Below are 17,969 nucleotides of genomic sequence, written 5' to 3' on the forward strand. Positions count from 1 at the left end.
ATGACCACACAATATGGATTTTTTATCGATTCCAGCCGCTGTACTGGCTGTAAAACCTGCGAACTGGCGTGCAAAGATTTTAAAGATCTTGGCCCGGAAGTCAGTTTCCGCCGTATTTATGAATATGCTGGCTGCGACTGGCAGGAAGATAATGGCATCTGGCACCAGAACGTGTTCGCTTATTATCTCTCCATCTCCTGTAACCATTGCGATGACCCCGCATGTACAAAAGTCTGCCCCAGCGGCGCAATGCATAAGCGTGAAGATGGCTTTGTGGTGGTTGATGAAGATGTTTGTATCGGCTGCCGCTACTGCCACATGGCTTGTCCGTACGGCGCACCACAGTACAATGCTGAAAAAGGGCACATGACGAAGTGCGATGGTTGTTATTCGCGCGTCGCCGAGGGGAAACAACCCATATGCGTCGAATCCTGCCCGCTGCGTGCACTTGAGTTCGGTCCAATTGAAGAGCTGCGCCAGAAGCACGGCACTCTGGCTGCCGTCGCGCCACTGCCGCGCGCGCATTTCACAAAACCCAATATCGTTATCAAACCTAACGCCAACAGCCGCCCGACCGGCGATACCACTGGTTATCTGGCTAATCCGGAGGAAGTGTAAAATGGGAAATGGATGGCATGAATGGCCACTGGTTATCTTTACCGTATTGGGTCAATGCGTAGTAGGCGCGCTGATTGTTAGCGGAATTGGCTGGTTCGCCGCCAAAAATGACGCAGACCGTCAGCACATTGTTCGTGGCATGTTTTTCCTCTGGCTGTTGATGGGCATCGGGTTTATTGCCTCTGTCATGCACCTGGGATCGCCACTGCGAGCGTTTAACTCGCTGAATCGAATCGGAGCTTCTGGTCTGAGTAACGAGATTGCTGCCGGTTCCATATTTTTTGCCGTTGGCGGACTATGGTGGCTGGTGGCGGTCATCGGTAAAATGCCGCAAGCGTTGGGGAAACTCTGGTTACTTGTCAGCATGGCGCTCGGCGTCATTTTCGTCTGGATGATGACCTGCGTGTATCAAATCGACACCGTGCCAACCTGGCATAACGGTTACACTACGCTGGCTTTCTTCCTGACGGTATTGTTGAGCGGTCCAATACTTGCTGCCGCAATTCTGCGGGCAGCCCGCGTTACATTTAATACCACACCATTTGCCATCATTAGCGTTCTGGCGCTGATCGCTTGTGCCGAGGTGATTGTGCTGCAAGGTTTGTCTCTGGCGTCTATTCACTCATCCGTGCAACAAGCCAGCGCACTGGTACCAGATTACGCCTCCTTACAGGTCTGGCGTGTGGTATTGTTATGCGCAGGTCTTGGATGCTGGCTTTGTCCGCTCATTCGTCGCCGTGAACCTCACGTTGCCGGACTTGTTCTGGGGCTAATCCTCATACTTGTTGGTGAGATGATCGGGCGTGTGCTCTTTTATGGCCTGCACATGACAGTAGGAATGGCTATTGCAGGTTAACAAATTGGTGCGGGGCAACCCGCACATTTCAGGATGTTAGGAATGACCCATTTTTCACAGCAAGATAATTTTTCTGTCGCGGCGCGCGTGTTGGGCGCGCTGTTTTATTACGCTCCAGAGAGTGCGGAAGCCGCACCTCTGGTTGCGGTACTCACCAGTGACGGCTGGGAAACTCAGTGGCCTCTACCAGAAGCGTCATTAGCGCCGCTGGTGACGGCTTTTCAGACACAGTGTGAAGAGACTCACGCCCAGGCCTGGCAGCGTTTGTTTGTCGGCCCGTGGGCACTGCCGTCTCCGCCGTGGGGGTCGGTCTGGCTGGATCGCGAATCTGTGCTGTTTGGCGATTCAACATTGGCACTTCGTCAGTGGATGCGCGAGAAAGGCATTCAGTTTGAAATGAAGCAAAACGAACCGGAAGATCATTTTGGTTCACTGCTGTTGATGGCTGCGTGGTTGGCGGAGAATGGTCGCCAGACAGAATGCGAAGAATTGCTGGCATGGCACCTTTTTCCGTGGTCAACACGTTTTCTTGATGTTTTTATCGAAAAAGCAGAACACCCTTTCTACCGTGCACTGGGTGAACTGGCTCGCTTAACGCTGGCGCAATGGCAATCACAACTGTTGATTCCTGTCGCGGTTAAACCACTCTTTCGATAGGATCACCGTAATATTGCCGGATGGTGACGATTACGCGCGATTCGGCAATAATACGTTACAATGTCACGTTTTTTTATCTCTTAAAGCACGCACTGCTTTTGCGGTTGGCCTCTTTTGCCGCAAAATAGTCGCCCGTGTTTCATTGCCCATTTCTGCTCATGCATCATCTACACATCTATCCGGATCTGCGCACTATGTTCCGCCGTCTGCTTATCGCAACAGTCGTCGGTATTCTCGCTGTCTTTGCCGTTGCCGGGTTTCGTCATGCGATGCTGCTACTGGAGTGGTTGTTCCTCAATAATGACTCCGGCAGTCTGGTCAATGCAGCGACAAACCTTTCCTCCTGGCGACGGCTGCTAACTCCGGCGCTCGGCGGACTGGCGGCGGGTTTGTTGCTGATGGGCTGGCAGAAATTTACCCAACAACGCCCTCATGCGCCGACCGATTACATGGAAGCGTTGCAAACCGATGGACAGTTCGATTACGCAGCAAGCCTGGTTAAATCGCTTGCCTCGCTGCTGGTAGTAACCAGCGGCAGTGCAATTGGTCGCGAAGGTGCGATGATTCTTTTAGCTGCCCTTGCCGCCTCCTGTTTTGCCCAACGTTTTACGCCACGCCAGGAATGGAAATTATGGATCGCCTGTGGGGCCGCGGCGGGAATGGCTGCGGCCTATCGTGCCCCGCTTGCTGGCAGTTTATTTATAGCCGAAGTGCTGTTTGGCACTATGATGTTGGCCTCTCTCGGCCCGGTGATTATTTCCGCCATCGTGGCATGGCTGGTTAGCAATCTGATTAATCATAGCGACGCGTTACTCTACAACGTACAACTCTCAGTGACGGTTCAGGCTCGTGACTATGCGCTGATTATCAGTACAGGTGTGCTGGCAGGTCTGTGCGGACCACTGTTGTTAACGTTAATGAACGCCTGTCATCGTGGATTTGTGAGTCTCAAACTTGCGCCGCCCTGGCAACTGGCACTAGGCGGGTTGATCGTGGGTCTGCTTTCCCTGTTCACACCTGCAGTGTGGGGCAACGGCTATAGCACCGTACAATCCTTTTTAACCGCCCCACCACTGTTAATGATCATTGCCGGGATCTTCCTTTGTAAACTGTGTGCCGTGCTGGCGAGTAGCGGTTCCGGCGCACCCGGTGGTGTCTTTACACCGACGCTATTTATCGGTCTTGCCATTGGCATGTTGTATGGTCGTAGCCTGGGATTATGGTTCCCTGATGGCGAAGAAATTACGCTTTTACTCGGATTGACCGGGATGGCGACACTGTTGGCGGCAACCACGCACGCGCCGATTATGTCGACGTTGATGATATGTGAAATGACCGGGGAGTATCAGCTACTCCCCGGTTTATTGATTGCCTGCGTAATTGCGTCGGTAATTTCGCGGACGTTACACCGTGACTCTATCTACCGCCAGCACACTGCGCAGCATAGCTAAGCGGATGTATTGCCCCAGTTCACGCTGTTCGGCGCGCGGCAGATAAGGCAGTTCACCAATGAGCGGTGCCGGAAGTTTTTTACCCAGCACATCAATGATTTCCGCATAATGCGCCAGTCCTGGGTTGATTCGGTTAGCCACCCAGCCAATGAGCGGCAGCCCGTCGTTGGCGATCGCCTGAGCTGTTAGCAGTGCATGGTTAATGCAACCTTCCTGAATACCGACAACCATCAACACCGGCAGTTGTTCCTGCACTACCCATTCAGAGAGTGGACGCAAATCATTCATCAGACTGCGCCAGCCGCCAGTCCCTTCTACCACGACATGATCGACTTTATCGGTCAGGTTTGCCAGGCCGTTTGAAATGAGGGTGTAATTGATTGGGCAACTGTGCGCCACGCTACTTTCTTCTTCGCTTAACGCGATAGGATTAACTGCTTCATAAGGCAGTTCGATGGTTGAAACACTCTGCAACACCAAGGCATCTTTATTACGCAGCCCTTCGGGTGTCTCTTTGCTCCCCTTCGCTACGGGTTTATATCCCGCAACCCTTTTTCCCTGGGAGGCTAACGCTTGTAGCAATGCGCGGGAAACCACCGTTTTCCCTACAGAAGTGTCTGTACCGGTAATAAAGAAACGCTTCAGCATCACTAACTCCACCGTTATGCTTCACAAATATAAACTAGGAAAATAATTAACCTTGAAAGTCTAAGTTATGCTTTCCTGGCCCAAATTGAGATAGCGCAAATTTTGGTAGAACAGTTAAAAAATGTTAACCCTGCAACAGACGAATCAACAAAGAACCGTTATACATCGCGTCTTTTACCAGTGCAGCGCCTGCCATCGTGCCCTGGTTAGAAAACTGAGTACTCTCAACGCTAATGTGCTGACTATACGCAGGAAGGGCCTGCTGACGGATGCTGTCTGAGATGACCGGGAAGAGGATATCTGCCGCTTTACTTAACGGTGAGCCAATCAGTATTTTTTGTGGGTTAAATAAATTCACCATGATGGCAAGAATGCGCCCTACATGCGCGCCCACCCCGATAATGATGTCTTTTGCCAGTAGATCGCCGCGCAATGCCGCCTGACACAATGAGTCCACGGTTAACGGTTGCCCATGTAACATCGAGCTCATGGATTGATTGAGACGCAGCTGTGCCAGCTCAAGAATACTGTCCACACTGGCGATGGTTTCGAGGCAGCCGTGGTTCCCGCAATAACAGCGTTTACCATATGGGTCGACCTGTGTGTGGCCTATTTCCACGAGACTACTGCTGCCTGCGTGTAGCAGATGACCATCGGTAATGACGCCCACCCCCACGTTGTGATCGATAACCACCTGAATCACATCGCGCGCCCCGCGTGAGGCACCAAACAAGGCCTCTGCCATCGTCCATGCGCTGATATCATGCTGAATATAAACCGGTACGCCGGTATGCTGCTCCAGCGCCTCGCCGAGCGGCATTTCTTTTACATCCTCGTAGAACGGCATGCGATGTACAATACCATTTTCCGTATCAATAATTCCCGGCAGGGTTATGGCAATCGAAGTTAGACGCTCAAGTTTTTTCTGGTGGCGGATAAAAAACTGATCGATATGGGAAATGATACGATCCAGCAATGGCAAGTCATCTTTTAACGCCAGTTCCTGCGACTCTTCCACCACCAGTTTGCTGCTCAGATCGCGCAGAGCAAGGAAAATCTCCCCGCGACTAATGCGCAGAGAAAGATAGTGCCAGGCTTCAGTTTCAACCACCAGCCCCACCGCCGGACGGCCACGGTTCCCCGCTTCTTTGATTTCCAGCTCTCGCACCAGGTGTGCTTCGAGCATCTCACGGACAATTTTAGTGATACTGGCAGGAGCCAGCTGCGCCAGACGGGAAAGATCGATACGCGAGACTGGACCAAGCTGATCAATCAGGCGATAAACCGCGCCCGCGTTGGTCTGCTTTATTTGATCAATGTGCCCAGGCTGGTTTTCAGCAACCACCGCATACTCCCTATATTTTCGCGCTCCGAAATAATCTGTAGGCTATGGTGAAGCACTTCAATACGTGTCGTCAAATTTTTACTTAGGCATGTGATTAACAGCACATTTTTCGGGCTTTTTCGCTGAAATTTCCCTCACCTGAGAGCATTCAGCAGATGAATACGAAAGTTACGCGCAGCTGGACTTTGTTCATGATGTTTCGGCCAGACCAACCACATTTCAGAAACCGCATCCTCTTCAGCAATCGGCACCCAGCGCATTTCGTTGAGCTGAACACGTTTAAATGACGCAGGCAAAATTGAAACACCCAGACCGGCGGAAACCAGACCGATGATGGTCATTGCCTCGCCCACCTCCTGAGTGATGACGGGCGTCAAATGGTAACGTCGCATCAGTCCGAGAATATCGTCATACAGCCCAGTCCCGACGTGCGGATCAAAAAAGACAAAGGGTTCTTTCGCCAGTTCAGCCAGTTCAGCCAGTGTTACACTCGGATTATTTGCCAGGGGATGATCGTACGGGATCATCGCCATAAGCGGTTCATGGACGATGACTGCGTGTTCAAGCGTCTCCGGTAACGCTGTGTTACGCAGCAATCCCATATCCAGCGTTCCTTCAATGAGCGGAGCGATTTGCTCGCGAGTGTTCATTTCGCGGGTTTGTAAATGGACATCAGGATAATCACGGCGAAACAGCGATAACGTATCGGACACCGCCCGAATAAAAGGAGCGGACGAAGTAAAACCAATACGCAACTCCCCCGCTTCACCCTGATGCAGTCTTTCAGCGCGAGCGGCAGCGTCATCCACCATAGACAGGATTTGCCGACTATCTGCAAGAAACTGTTTTCCTGCTGCCGTCAGCAATACACTGCGATTAGTTCGTGCCAGCAGTCGGGCACCGATTTGTTGCTCCAGTGCCTGAATCTGCTGACTTAGCGGCGGTTGCGAAATATTCAGGCGGGCAGCCGCGCGCCCAAAATGCAGCTCTTCCGCAACAGCAACAAAGTAACGCAGATGACGAAGTTCAATATTCATATTTAAAACATCTTATTTGAGATTATTAATATATTAGACAGAACAATTCGATTTTCCTACCCTATGTATAAGCCTGATCCACAGGCATATTTAGCAAGGATTTCAAGTGAGCCGTACTACAACTGTTGATGGCGCTCCGGCAAGCGACACTGACAAGCAAAGCATTTCTCAGCCAAATCAATTTATTAAACGCGGTACGCCGCAATTTATGCGCGTCACCCTGGCGCTGTTCTCTGCCGGACTGGCAACCTTTGCACTTCTCTATTGTGTGCAGCCTATCCTTCCGGTGCTTTCGCAGGAGTTTGGCTTAACGCCCGCGAACAGTAGTATTTCACTGTCCATTTCCACGGCGATGTTGGCTATCGGTTTGCTATTTACTGGCCCGCTATCCGATGCCATTGGTCGCAAACCAGTGATGGTCACGGCGCTACTGTTGGCCTCCATTTGTACGTTACTTTCGACAATGATGACCAGCTGGCACGGCATTTTGATTATGCGCGCCTTGATTGGGCTTTCGTTAAGTGGCGTGGCAGCTGTTGGCATGACTTATCTTAGCGAGGAAATCCACCCCAGTTTCGTGGCCTTTTCGATGGGGTTGTATATCAGCGGCAACTCAATTGGCGGCATGAGCGGACGCTTAATTAGTGGTGTCTTCACGGACTTTTTCAACTGGCGAATTGCTCTGGCGGCAATCGGTTGTTTCGCGCTGGCCTCGGCGTTGATGTTCTGGAAAATCCTCCCTGAATCACGCCATTTTTGCCCGACTTCGCTGCGCCCTAAGACGTTATTTATCAACTTTCGTCTGCACTGGCGTGACCGGGGATTACCGTTATTGTTCGCAGAAGGCTTTTTGCTGATGGGGTCGTTCGTCACGCTGTTTAATTACATCGGCTATCGGTTGATGCTTTCCCCCTAGCATGTCAGTCAGGCCGTGGTTGGCTTATTATCGCTGGCTTATTTGACCGGTACATGGAGCTCACCCAAAGCCGGAACCATGACCACCCGCTATGGGCGCGGTCCGGTGATGTTGTTTTCGACGGGAGTTATGCCGTTTGGTTTACTGATGACCTTATTTAGCTCGCTGTGGCTGATCTTTGCCGGAATGTTACTCTTCTCAGCCGGATTCTTCGCAGCCCACTCAGTAGCCAGCAGCTGGATCGGCCCCCGCGCAAAACGCGCTAAAGGCCAGGCCTCCTCGCTGTATCTGTTCAGTTACTATCTGGGGTCGAGTATTGCCGGGACGCTGGGTGGTGTTTTCTGGCATAACTATGGCTGGAACGGCGTCGGCGCATTTATTGCTCTGATGCTGGTCATTGCTCTGCTGGTCGGGACGCGTTTGCATCGTCGTCTGCACGCCTGAAAAATAAGTCCGGACTGCGGTAAATACCCGTCCGGACTTATTGCCTGCTCAAACCAACGTTAATAGCCATCCTAAAATAGACGAAGCGCCAGCCAATTCCCGCAGCGCATCTAGCGTCATCAGGATTATAAGTACCCAAATAAACGGATTCATTTTGCTGTGTGTCATTTATTACTGATGCGCAGTTATTCTACCGCTTTGTAAGTAGTATAATAGTTAACCCGATCAAGACTACTATTATTGGTAGCTAAATTTTCCTTAAGTCACAATACGTTATTATCAACGCTGTAATTTATTCAGCGTTTGTACATATCGTTACACGCTGAAACCAACCACTCACGGAAGTCTGCCATTCCCAGGGATATAGTTATTTCAACGGCCCCGCAGTGGGGTTAAATGAAAAAACAAATTGAGGGTATGACAATGAAAAAAGTATTAGCTCTGGTTGTTGCCGCTGCTATGGGTCTGTCTTCTGCCGCCTTTGCTGCAGAGACTGCGACCACACCTGCTCCGACTGCGACGACCACCAAAGCAGCGCCAGCGAAAACTACACATCATAAAAAACAGCATAAAGCAGCACCTGCCCAGAAAGCGCAGGCGGCTAAAAAGCATCATAAAAATACGAAAGCTGAACAGAAAGCCCCTGAACAAAAAGCGCAGGCAGCGAAGAAACACGCCGGGAAACACGGCCATCAGCAACCGGCAAAACCTGCTGCACAACCCGCAGCGTAAGTTTTCAACAGTAATGCTGGCGCGCCCCCTCGCGCCTGAAAATTACGGTGCTAAGCGGGTAACGTTTAGCACCGCCTTTAGCGGAGGGTAGTATGGTGGGCCGTTATCGCTTTGAGTTCATTCTTATCATCCTTATTTTATGCGCACTGATTGCCGCCCGTTTTTATCTTTCCTGACTGTAGTTATCTGATTTTACTCCCACTTTCATCCCGTCCCGTCTATAGTATTTATGAGGGTTTGCTTTTAATAATCATAATTACCCACCAGAGTGTGATATGCGTACAACCATTGCTGTAGTGTTGGGTGCAATTAGTTTGACGTCTGCTTTTGTGTTTGCAGATAAACCAGACGTTGCCAAATCGGCAAACGATGAGGTCAGCACCCTGTTTTTTGGTCATGATGATCGTGTGCCAGTGAATGACACGACCCAATCACCGTGGGATGCGGTTGGGCAACTGGAAACGGCCAGCGGCAATTTATGTACGGCGACGCTGATTGCACCCAATCTGGCATTAACGGCAGGACACTGTTTATTGACGCCGCCTAAGGGTAAAGCGGATAAGGCGGTAGCGCTGCGTTTTGTGTCAAATAAAGGTCTTTGGCGCTATGAGATCCACGACATAGAAGGCCGCGTTGATCCGACACTGGGAAAGCGGTTAAAAGCAGATGGGGATGGTTGGATTGTTCCTCCCGCAGCTGCACCGTGGGACTTCGGATTGATTGTGCTACGTAATCCCCCTTCTGGCATTACACCGTTGCCGTTATTTGAGGGAGATAAAGCCGCGCTTACTGCCGCATTAAAATCGGCTGGTCGTAAAGTGACTCAGGCGGGATACCCTGAAGATCATCTCGATACGTTATACAGTCATCAAAACTGTGAAGTGACTGGCTGGGCGCAAACGTCGGTGATGTCACATCAGTGCGATACCTTGCCGGGTGACAGCGGTTCGCCTCTGATGTTGCATACCGATGACGGCTGGCAATTAATTGGGGTGCAAAGTTCGGCTCCTGCCGCGAAAGATCGCTGGCGCGCCGATAACCGGGCCATTTCTGTTACCGGTTTTCGCGACAAGCTGGATCAACTGTCGCAAAAATAATGTTCAAACGCTGCCCGACAGCGCGGGCAGCGTCTTCATCAGGCAAGTTTCACCATGATCATTCCAGCCAACAGCAAGACCAGGCCAATCCAGCCTTTACGATTTAACCGTTGACCAAACAAGATCCAACCTGCGGCTAACGTGGCGGCAATACCAAACCCGCCCCACAATGCATAAACGACAGACAAGTCGATCCCTTTAACGGCCTGAGAAAGCGCACTAAAGGCCGCCAGCACCGCCGCCAGGGAGAGCAAGCCAAATATTTTGCGACGAAAGCCGTCAGAAAATTTCAAAAAGACGTTAGCAACGATTTCCAGCACGATTGCCAATGCCAGCCAGGCGGCGTGAACCCATTCAAACTGCGCCATGGTTCACCTCCAGTTCAGGTTTACGCGCTTTACGGGTACCTGATTTGATCAACACTATCCCGGCGACCAGGGTGGTTAACCCGGCAATTTTCATCAGCGATAAACTTTCGTCGAATAACAAAACGCTAAACAAGGTAATAAATAAAATACCGATACCTTCCCACAGCGCATAAGCTACGCCTAAGGCGATTTTTTTAACGGCGAAAGAGAGAAATATATACGACAGAGAAATCATCACCAGCATTAAAATAAAGCCGCCATTTCCCTCACTGACGCTCGCCCATTTCATTGACAGCGTACCGGTAATTTCTGTAGCAATAGCCAGACCTAATAAAATCCAATAAATATACATTGTCCTTCTCCTGCAAGAGAACTATTTTAATTTTCGCTTAATTCAGCGAAACCAAAGTAAAGTGGTCAAGCCCTGCGCATAGGGCAAGCTTAGGCAGAAGAAAGGACTAAAGCGCGTTGCGCCAGTGCTGCTCACCTACGAGCAAGATAGTGGATGAGGTACGAAGATGGGTAAATGTAGAAAATAACGTCCTGAACAAATTGTCCATAATATTACAATTATCCGCAGTGTTGCTTCTCGTCATCGCAGATGATAATTGTCCTCGGTAGTTGAACACGCCTGATTTGTATCATAGCTTAAGAATTAACTCAAAATATTTTCACTTCTTTACCTGAGCGGTTTGATTTTCGTTATGATGACGGAGCGAAAAAGACATTATTATTAGCAAAGGAAGAAAAACGGGGACAAGCATGGCAAAGCCGATCATCACGCTCAATGGCCTAAAAATCGTCATTATGTTGGGAATGCTGGTCATTATTCTCTGCGGTATCCGTTTTGCCGCCGAGATCATCGTGCCGTTTATTCTCGCATTATTTATTGCTGTTATTCTTAACCCGCTGGTGCAACATATGGTCCGCTGGCGTGTACCGCGTGTACTGGCAGTGTCGATTTTGATGACAATCATCGTGATGGCGATGGTGTTGCTATTAGCTTATCTGGGTTCCGCGCTCAACGAGTTGACGCGGACGTTACCGCAATATCGCAACTCTATTATGACGCCGCTGCAAGCTCTTGAGCCGTTGTTGCAACGCGTAGGGATTGACGTCTCAGTTGACCAACTGGCGCATTACATTGATCCGAACGCGGCGATGACGTTGCTCACCAACTTATTGACGCAGTTATCTAATGCCATGTCATCAATATTTTTATTGCTGCTGACGGTGCTGTTTATGCTGCTCGAAGTGCCACAATTGCCCGGAAAATTTCAGCAAATGATGGCGCGTCCGGTTGAAGGGATGGCGGCGATTCAACGTGCGATTGACAGTGTTTCTCATTATCTGGTGCTGAAAACAGCCATCAGCATCATCACCGGCCTGGTCGCCTGGGCGATGCTCGCCGCACTCGATGTTCGCTTCGCTTTTGTCTGGGGATTGCTGGCCTTTGCGCTTAATTACATCCCTAATATTGGTTCAGTTCTCGCGGCAATCCCCCCTATCGCTCAGGTACTGGTGTTTAATGGCTTCTACGAAGCGTTGCTGGTGCTGGCGGGATATCTGCTGATTAATCTGGTCTTCGGCAATATTCTGGAGCCGCGCATCATGGGACGTGGGCTGGGGCTTTCGACATTGGTGGTATTTTTGTCGTTGATTTTTTGGGGATGGTTGTTAGGACCGGTGGGTATGCTGCTTTCCGTGCCGTTGACAATTATTGTCAAAATTGCGCTTGAACAAACAGCGGGAGGTCAAAGCATCGCCGTTCTGTTAAGCGATCTCAATAAAGAGTGACGGCCTCCGCAGAGGCCGTCAGGGTTACAGAGCTTTCAGGATTGCATCCACGCTGGCTTTGGCGTCACCAAACAGCATGTGGGTGTTTTCCTTGAAGAACAGCGGGTTTTGCACACCAGCATAGCCAGTGTTCATCGAACGTTTAAAGACAATCACGTTCTGCGCTTTCCACACTTCCAGCACAGGCATACCAGCAATCGGACTCTTCGGATCATCCTGCGCCGCCGGGTTAACCGTATCGTTAGCACCAATCACCAGTACGGTATCGGTATCAGCAAAGTCATCGTTGATCTCGTCCATTTCCAGCACGATGTCATACGGTACTTTTGCTTCAGCCAGCAATACGTTCATATGTCCAGGCAAACGCCCCGCAACCGGGTGGATACCGAAACGCACATTAATACCACGAGCGCGGAGTTTCTCGGTAATTTCAGCGACAGGATATTGCGCCTGCGCGACTGCCATGCCGTACCCCGGAGTAATGATCACTGAATGGGAGTTTTTCAGCAGTTCCGCTGTCTCTTCTGCGGTGATTTCGCGGTGCTCACCCACTTCCTGATCATCGCCAGTAGAAGAGCCGTCGGTGCCGAAACCACCCGCAATAACGCTGATAAAGGAACGGTTCATCGCCTTACACATAATGTAAGAAAGGATAGCCCCCGAAGAACCGACCAGCGCACCGGTCACAATCAGCAGGTCGTTGCTGAGCATAAAGCCCGCAGCCGCAGCCGCCCAGCCGGAGTACGAGTTCAGCATCGACACCACCACCGGCATATCTGCACCACCGATGGAGGCGACTAAATGCCAGCCGAATACCAGCGCAATGGCGGTCATTATCAGCAATGCCAGCACTTGCAGGCCGACGCTGTCCGTGCGAACAAATACAATCAGCAGCAAGAAGGAAACGACCAGAGCCGCCAGGTTCATTTTGTGACGGTTTGGCAGCATCAACGGTTTAGACGAAATCTTGCCACACAGTTTGCCGAACGCCACCACCGAGCCCGTGAACGTTACCGCCCCGATGAAGATACCGAGGAACACTTCCGTCAGGTGAATATTGACCAGAATCGGTGCCATTCCCGCGTCATGATGCAGATAACTGTTAAAGCCAACCAGCACTGCCGCCAGACCCACGAAGCTGTGCAGGATCGCCACCAGTTCTGGCATTTCGGTCATTTCAACTTTCTTCGCCAGCCGGATACCAATTGCCCCACCAATGACCATCGCCAGCAAGATCCAGCCAACATTACCCGTATCCGGTCCAAAAATGGTTGCGATTAACGCAATCGCCATCCCGGCGATACCGAAGTTGTTACCCTGGCGAGACGTTTCATGTTTCGAAAGACCGGCCAGACTGAAGATAAACAGGATCGCGGCAACAATGTATGCAGCTGTAACTAATCCTCCAGACATATGTTACCCCTTAATTTTTGCGGAACATTTTCAGCATGCGCTGAGTCACGGTGAAGCCACCGAAAATATTAATGCTGGCTATAAGCACCGCGATAAAACTAAGGAAGCTAACCCAGCCTCCCTGGCCAATCTGCAACAGTGCTCCGACAACAATAATCCCTGAAATCGCGTTGGTAACCGACATCAACGGTGTATGCAGCGCGTGCGATACATTCCACACCACGTAATAACCGACAACGCAGGCCAGCGCGAAAACGGTGAAGTGCCCAAGAAACTCTTTCGGCGCAACGCTTGACAGCCAACCGAACAGGATGATTGCCAGCGCCATCAACGCGTATTTACGCCACGGTGAGCAGGCACATTTTTCCTCAGTTTTCACTTCCGGTGCCGCTTTTTGTGCCGCCTGCGGCTGAGCTGATACCTGAATCGGCGGTGCCGGCCAGGTAATTTCGCCCGCACGGATCACGGTCACGCCGCGAATCACCACATCATCAAAATCAACAGTGATATTGCCGTCTTTCTCTTTGCACAACAGTTTCAGCAGATTAACGAGGTTAGTACCGTAAAGCTGTGAGGATTGCGTCGGCAGACGGCCCGGAAGATCGGTATAACCAATCACTTTGACACCATTTTCCGTACTGAAGATTTCACCCGGCACGATGTATTCACAGTTGCCACCGTTTTGGGCTGCCAGGTCGACAATCACACTGCCCGCCTTCATGGAGTCAACCATTTCACGGGTAATTAGCTTCGGCGCTGGTTTGCCTGGAATAAGCGCGGTGGTGACAATGATATCGACCTCTTTTGCCTGGGCGGCAAAGAGTTCCATTTCCGCTTTGATGAACGCGTCCGACATCACTTTGGCATAGCCATCGCCGCTGCCCGCTTCCTCTTTAAAATCCAGCTCGAGGAATTCCGCGCCCATACTTTGAACTTGTTCTTTCACTTCCGGGCGGGTGTCGAATGCACGCACAATCGCGCCGAGACTGTTTGCTGCGCCAATGGCGGCCAAACCTGCAACACCGGCACCAATCACCATCACTTTTGCCGGTGGCACTTTCCCGGCCGCAGTGATTTGCCCGGTAAAGAAGCGCCCAAATTCATGTGCCGCTTCAACAATGGCGCGATAACCGGCGATATTCGCCATCGAGCTTAGTGCGTCCAGCGATTGTGCGCGTGAGATACGCGGCACAGAGTCCATCGCCATCACGGTCACGTTACGTTCCGCAAGTTTTTGCATTAATTCCGGATTCTGCGCAGGCCAGATAAAACTCACCAGCGTTGTCCCGGGATTCAGTAACGCAATTTCATCATCTAACGGCGCATTGACCTTCAGAATGATCTCTGACTGCCAGACGCTATTCCCTTCTACAATTTCAGCGCCCGCTTGCACAAACGCTTTATCGTCAAAACTTGCCAGTTGACCCGCGCCGCTCTCTACCGCGACGGTAAAACCCAGTTTCAGCAGCTGTTCCACTGTTTTTGGCGTTGCTGCAACACGGGTTTCATTGGTTAACCGTTCTCTTGGTATGCCAATTCGCATGATATTCCCTTCCATCGGTTTTATTGATGATGGTTTGCCTGTGTCAGGAGCCACACAAGCTGCTCATGTACGAGCTAAATGTTACTCCGTTAAAATAAATTAGTAACAAACGCCCTATAACGTACTGAAAATTATGCCTGTGATCTAGCGCCAAAAATCAGTATTTCGGCGTGAACTCGCAAAATATTAACGATTCAGCCGTGATAGTGGGATAAACACCTTAGAACGCCGGATAAAGACTGATAATTGTCTTCGACGGTCGGGTAAAACGAGACATCGCCCCGGCACGAATCACTACTTAACATTAAATTAACTTATACAATTCAGTTGCTTCAGTAGTAATGATGCTGATACGGCTGTTTTTTAAGCATAGACGGTCATTTGAGCAGGATTAAAATTGGTTTAAGGAATGTGATATGAAAAATGACGCAGACAGTTACACCGTTTAAATGCAATAATCAGCCACGTTTCTCGTTAATAACAATACCAGTACCTGGTTTGCGCAAGGCGAAGGATTATTTTTATGAAGCTTAAGAACACCCTCCTGGCGTCGGCACTGCTTTCTGCTACGGCATTCTCCGTTAACGCAGCAACAGAACTGACACCGGAGCAAGCGGCAGCGGTTAAACCTTTTGACCGTGTAGTGGTTACCGGTCGTTTTAATGCTATTGGCGAAGCGGTGAAAGCCGTTTCTCGTCGCGCAGATAAAGAAGGTGCCGCCTCTTTTTATGTTGTCGACACTTCTGATTTTGGTAACAGCGGTAACTGGCGTGTGGTCGCTGACCTCTATAAAGCCGATGCTGAAAAAGCAGAAGAAACAAGTAATCGCGTAATTAACGGTGTTGTCGAACTGCCGAAAGATCAGGCTGTTCTGATTGAACCGTTTGACACGGTCACCGTCCAGGGCTTCTATCGTAGCCAGCCAGAAGTCAATGATGCCATCACCAAAGCGGCAAAAGCGAAAGGTGCCTACTCTTTCTACATCGTTCGTCAAATCGATGCCAACCAGGGCGGCAACCAGCGTATTACTGCATTCATCTATAAAAAAGATGCTAAGAAACGTATCGTCCAGAGCCCGGATGTGATCCCGGCAGATTCCGAAGCAGGACGTGCAGCTCTGGCTGCCGGTGGCGAAGCCGCGAAGAAAGTTGAGATCCCGGGTGTTGCGACTACCGCATCACCAAGTTCTGAAGTCGGTCGCTTCTTTGAAACCCAGTCATCAAAAGGCGGGCGTTACACCGTCACGCTCCCGGATGGCACTAAAGTCGAAGAACTGAACAAAGCGACAGCAGCGATGATGGTCCCGTTCGACAGCATCAAATTCTCTGGCAACTACGGCAACATGACCGAAGTCTCCTATCAGGTTGCGAAACGTGCCGCGAAGAAAGGTGCTAAGTATTACCACATCACCCGCCAGTGGCAGAAACGTGGTAATAACCTGACCGTCAGCGCAGATCTGTATAAATAACTATTCAGTTACTCCTATAAGGCGGCTTGATGCCGCCTTTCGCATTTTTAGTCACAAATTTCCCCGCGACCATTGCATGCAGACACATCTCTTCGTAAAATCCCGCGCTTCAGTGGCAAACTCCATTTTTATGCGTTTTGCCCTAATATTTATTCTTCTTATCACGTTTTAATCACTGGATATCGATGGAAAAGAAACTGGGACTGAGCGCACTCACCGCGCTGGTATTAAGCTCAATGCTGGGCGCGGGTGTTTTCAGTCTGCCGCAAAATATGGCGGCAGTTGCCAGCCCGGCAGCACTGCTCATCGGCTGGGGTATTACTGGCGCTGGCATTTTATTGCTGGCCTTTGCCATGCTGATCCTCACGCGCATTCGTCCCGAACTTGATGGCGGTATCTTTACCTATGCCCGCGAAGGGTTTGGCGAGCTAATCGGCTTTTGTTCCGCATGGGGATACTGGCTGTGCGCGGTCATCGCCAACGTCTCCTATCTGGTGATCGTTTTTTCCGCGTTAAGCTTTTTTACGGACACGCCGGAATTGCGCCTGTTTGGCGATGGTAATACCTGGCAATCGATAGTCGGTGCATCGGCTTTATTGTGGATTGTTCACTTTTTGATCCTGCGCGGGGTGCAAACCGCTGCCAGCATTAACCTGGTGGCGACACTGGCAAAATTGTTGCCGCTGGGTCTGTTTGTTGTGCTGGCGATGATGATGTTCAAACTGGATACCTTCAAGCTCGACTTCACCGGACTTGCACTTGGCGTACCTGTTTGGGAACAGGTGAAAAACACCATGCTGATCACCCTGTGGGTTTTCATTGGTGTGGAAGGTGCCGTGGTTGTTTCTGCGCGTGCGCGTAATAAACGTGATGTTGGCAAAGCGACACTGCTGGCGGTTCTCTCCGCTCTGGGCGTTTACTTGCTGGTAACGCTGCTTTCGCTGGGTGTGGTGGCACGTCCTGAACTGGCTGAAATTCGTAACCCGTCAATGGCCGGTCTGATGGTGGAAATGATGGGACCATGGGGCGAAATCATCATCGCTGCCGGTTTGATCGTTTCCGTTTGCGGCGCGTACTTAAGCTGGACCATCATGGCGGCAGAAGTTCCGTTCCTGGCTGCCACTCATAAAGCATTCCCACGCATTTTTGCGCGCCAGAACGCACAAGCTGCGCCATCCGCCTCACTGTGGTTGACCAACATCTGCGTGCAAATTTGTCTGGTACTCATCTGGCTGACCGGTTCCGATTACAACACGTTGCTGACCATCGCCTCAGAAATGATTCTGGTGCCCTATTTCCTGGTCGGCGCGTTCTTGCTGAAAATCGCAACCCGTCCACTGCATAAAGCGGTAGGTGTCGGTGCCTGCATTTATGGCTTATGGTTATTGTACGCCTCTGGTCCAATGCACTTGCTGTTATCCGTTGTTCTGTATGCACCGGGGCTGCTGGTTTTCCTGTATGCGCGCAAAACGCATACACATGATAATGTACTGAACCGTCAGGAAATGGTGCTGATTGGCATGCTGTTAATTGCCTCAGTTCCGGCGACCTGGATGCTGGTGGGATAACGTTCATCCCA

Annotated in this window: 16 protein-coding genes, 1 pseudogene and 1 other annotated feature; of the genes and pseudogenes, 10 read left to right on the forward strand and 7 right to left on the reverse strand. The window is 50.7% G+C overall.

Annotated elements, in window-relative coordinates; translation table 11 throughout:
- From SF1610 to SF1613, 4 genes are all read left to right on the forward strand, one after another.
- A complete protein-coding gene (locus tag SF1610) occupies positions 1–618 on the forward strand; it encodes an oxidoreductase, Fe-S subunit (RefSeq protein ID NP_707487.1) in 618 nt (205 codons plus the stop codon).
- 1 nt (position 619) lies between these two features.
- Positions 620–1,474, forward strand: coding sequence for a DMSO reductase anchor subunit (locus SF1611; RefSeq protein NP_707488.2), 855 nt, complete (start codon positions 620–622; stop codon positions 1,472–1,474).
- A gap of 42 nt (positions 1,475–1,516) precedes the next feature.
- Positions 1,517–2,131, forward strand: coding sequence for a twin-argninine leader-binding protein DmsD (locus SF1612; protein ID NP_707489.2), 615 nt, complete (start codon positions 1,517–1,519; stop codon positions 2,129–2,131).
- Positions 2,132–2,265: 134 nt separating this feature from the next.
- Complete coding sequence (locus SF1613; protein ID NP_707490.3) at positions 2,266–3,582, forward strand: chloride channel protein; 1,317 nt, start codon at positions 2,266–2,268, stop codon at positions 3,580–3,582.
- Here the strand turns inward: SF1613 and bioD are convergent.
- The 3 genes from bioD to ynfL all read right to left on the reverse strand — a co-directional run bounded on the left by bioD (position 3,535) and on the right by ynfL (position 6,612).
- Positions 3,535–4,230 (reverse strand): dithiobiotin synthetase, encoded by a 696-nt coding sequence (gene bioD, locus SF1614; protein NP_707491.2) that lies wholly within the window; start codon positions 4,228–4,230, stop codon positions 3,535–3,537. The genes SF1613 and bioD overlap by 48 nt on opposite strands.
- 124 nt (positions 4,231–4,354) lie before the next feature.
- Complete coding sequence (mlc, locus tag SF1615; RefSeq protein ID NP_707492.1) at positions 4,355–5,575, reverse strand: NagC-like transcriptional regulator; 1,221 nt, start codon at positions 5,573–5,575, stop codon at positions 4,355–4,357.
- A gap of 134 nt (positions 5,576–5,709) precedes the next feature.
- Positions 5,710–6,612, reverse strand: coding sequence for a LysR family transcriptional regulator (gene ynfL, locus SF1616; protein ID NP_707493.1), 903 nt, complete (start codon positions 6,610–6,612; stop codon positions 5,710–5,712).
- 106 nt (positions 6,613–6,718) lie between these two features.
- Positions 6,719–7,972, forward strand: a sequence feature (Similar to Escherichia coli K12 transport protein gi: 1787880 (418 aa). BLAST with identity of 98% in 418 aa. This CDS contains an in-frame stop codon. The sequence has been checked and is believed to be correct.).
- Here ynfL and ynfM point away from each other — a divergent pair.
- The 3 genes and pseudogenes from ynfM to SF1619 all read left to right on the forward strand — a co-directional run bounded on the left by ynfM (position 6,719) and on the right by SF1619 (position 9,801).
- Positions 6,719–7,972: pseudogene (gene ynfM / locus SF1617) on the forward strand. It overlaps the preceding feature by 1,254 nt.
- A gap of 396 nt (positions 7,973–8,368) precedes the next feature.
- A complete protein-coding gene (gene asr / locus SF1618) occupies positions 8,369–8,704 on the forward strand; it encodes an acid shock protein (RefSeq protein ID NP_707494.3) in 336 nt (111 codons plus the stop codon).
- Positions 8,705–8,979: 275 nt separating this feature from the next.
- Positions 8,980–9,801 (forward strand): hypothetical protein, encoded by an 822-nt coding sequence (locus SF1619; protein ID NP_707495.1) that lies wholly within the window; start codon positions 8,980–8,982, stop codon positions 9,799–9,801.
- Positions 9,802–9,839: 38 nt separating this feature from the next.
- Here the strand turns inward: SF1619 and SF1620 are convergent, their stop codons facing one another.
- Both SF1620 and SF1621 read right to left on the reverse strand, forming a co-directional pair.
- On the reverse strand, positions 9,840–10,169 hold the full coding sequence (locus SF1620) for a multidrug efflux system protein MdtI (RefSeq protein NP_707496.1): 330 nt from the start codon (positions 10,167–10,169) through the stop codon (positions 9,840–9,842).
- Positions 10,156–10,521 (reverse strand): multidrug efflux system protein MdtJ, encoded by a 366-nt coding sequence (locus tag SF1621; RefSeq protein ID NP_707497.1) that lies wholly within the window; start codon positions 10,519–10,521, stop codon positions 10,156–10,158. Before SF1621 ends, SF1620 begins: the two co-directional genes overlap by 14 nt.
- Positions 10,522–10,931: 410 nt before the next feature.
- On the opposite strand from SF1621, the gene tqsA reads away from it, so the two are divergent.
- Positions 10,932–11,966, forward strand: coding sequence for a pheromone autoinducer 2 transporter (gene tqsA / locus SF1622; RefSeq protein ID NP_707498.1), 1,035 nt, complete (start codon positions 10,932–10,934; stop codon positions 11,964–11,966).
- A gap of 24 nt (positions 11,967–11,990) precedes the next feature.
- Here the strand turns inward: tqsA and pntB are convergent, their stop codons facing one another.
- A complete protein-coding gene (pntB, locus tag SF1623) occupies positions 11,991–13,379 on the reverse strand; it encodes a pyridine nucleotide transhydrogenase (RefSeq protein NP_707499.1) in 1,389 nt (462 codons plus the stop codon).
- A 10-nt stretch (positions 13,380–13,389) separates the two neighbouring features.
- Positions 13,390–14,937, reverse strand: coding sequence for an NAD(P) transhydrogenase subunit alpha (gene pntA / locus SF1624; protein NP_707500.2), 1,548 nt, complete (start codon positions 14,935–14,937; stop codon positions 13,390–13,392).
- A gap of 508 nt (positions 14,938–15,445) precedes the next feature.
- On the opposite strand from pntA, the gene SF1625 reads away from it, so the two are divergent.
- Both SF1625 and SF1626 read left to right on the forward strand, forming a co-directional pair.
- Entirely contained in the window at positions 15,446–16,390 is a 945-nt protein-coding gene (locus SF1625; protein ID NP_707501.1) for a hypothetical protein, read from the forward strand.
- Positions 16,391–16,575: 185 nt separating this feature from the next.
- A complete protein-coding gene (locus SF1626; RefSeq protein ID NP_707502.1) occupies positions 16,576–17,958 on the forward strand; it encodes an arginine/ornithine antiporter in 1,383 nt (460 codons plus the stop codon).
- Positions 17,959–17,969 lie beyond the last annotated feature (11 nt).

The sequence above is a fragment of the Shigella flexneri 2a str. 301 genome (genome assembly GCF_000006925.2).
Lineage (GTDB): Bacteria > Pseudomonadota > Gammaproteobacteria > Enterobacterales > Enterobacteriaceae > ECMA0423.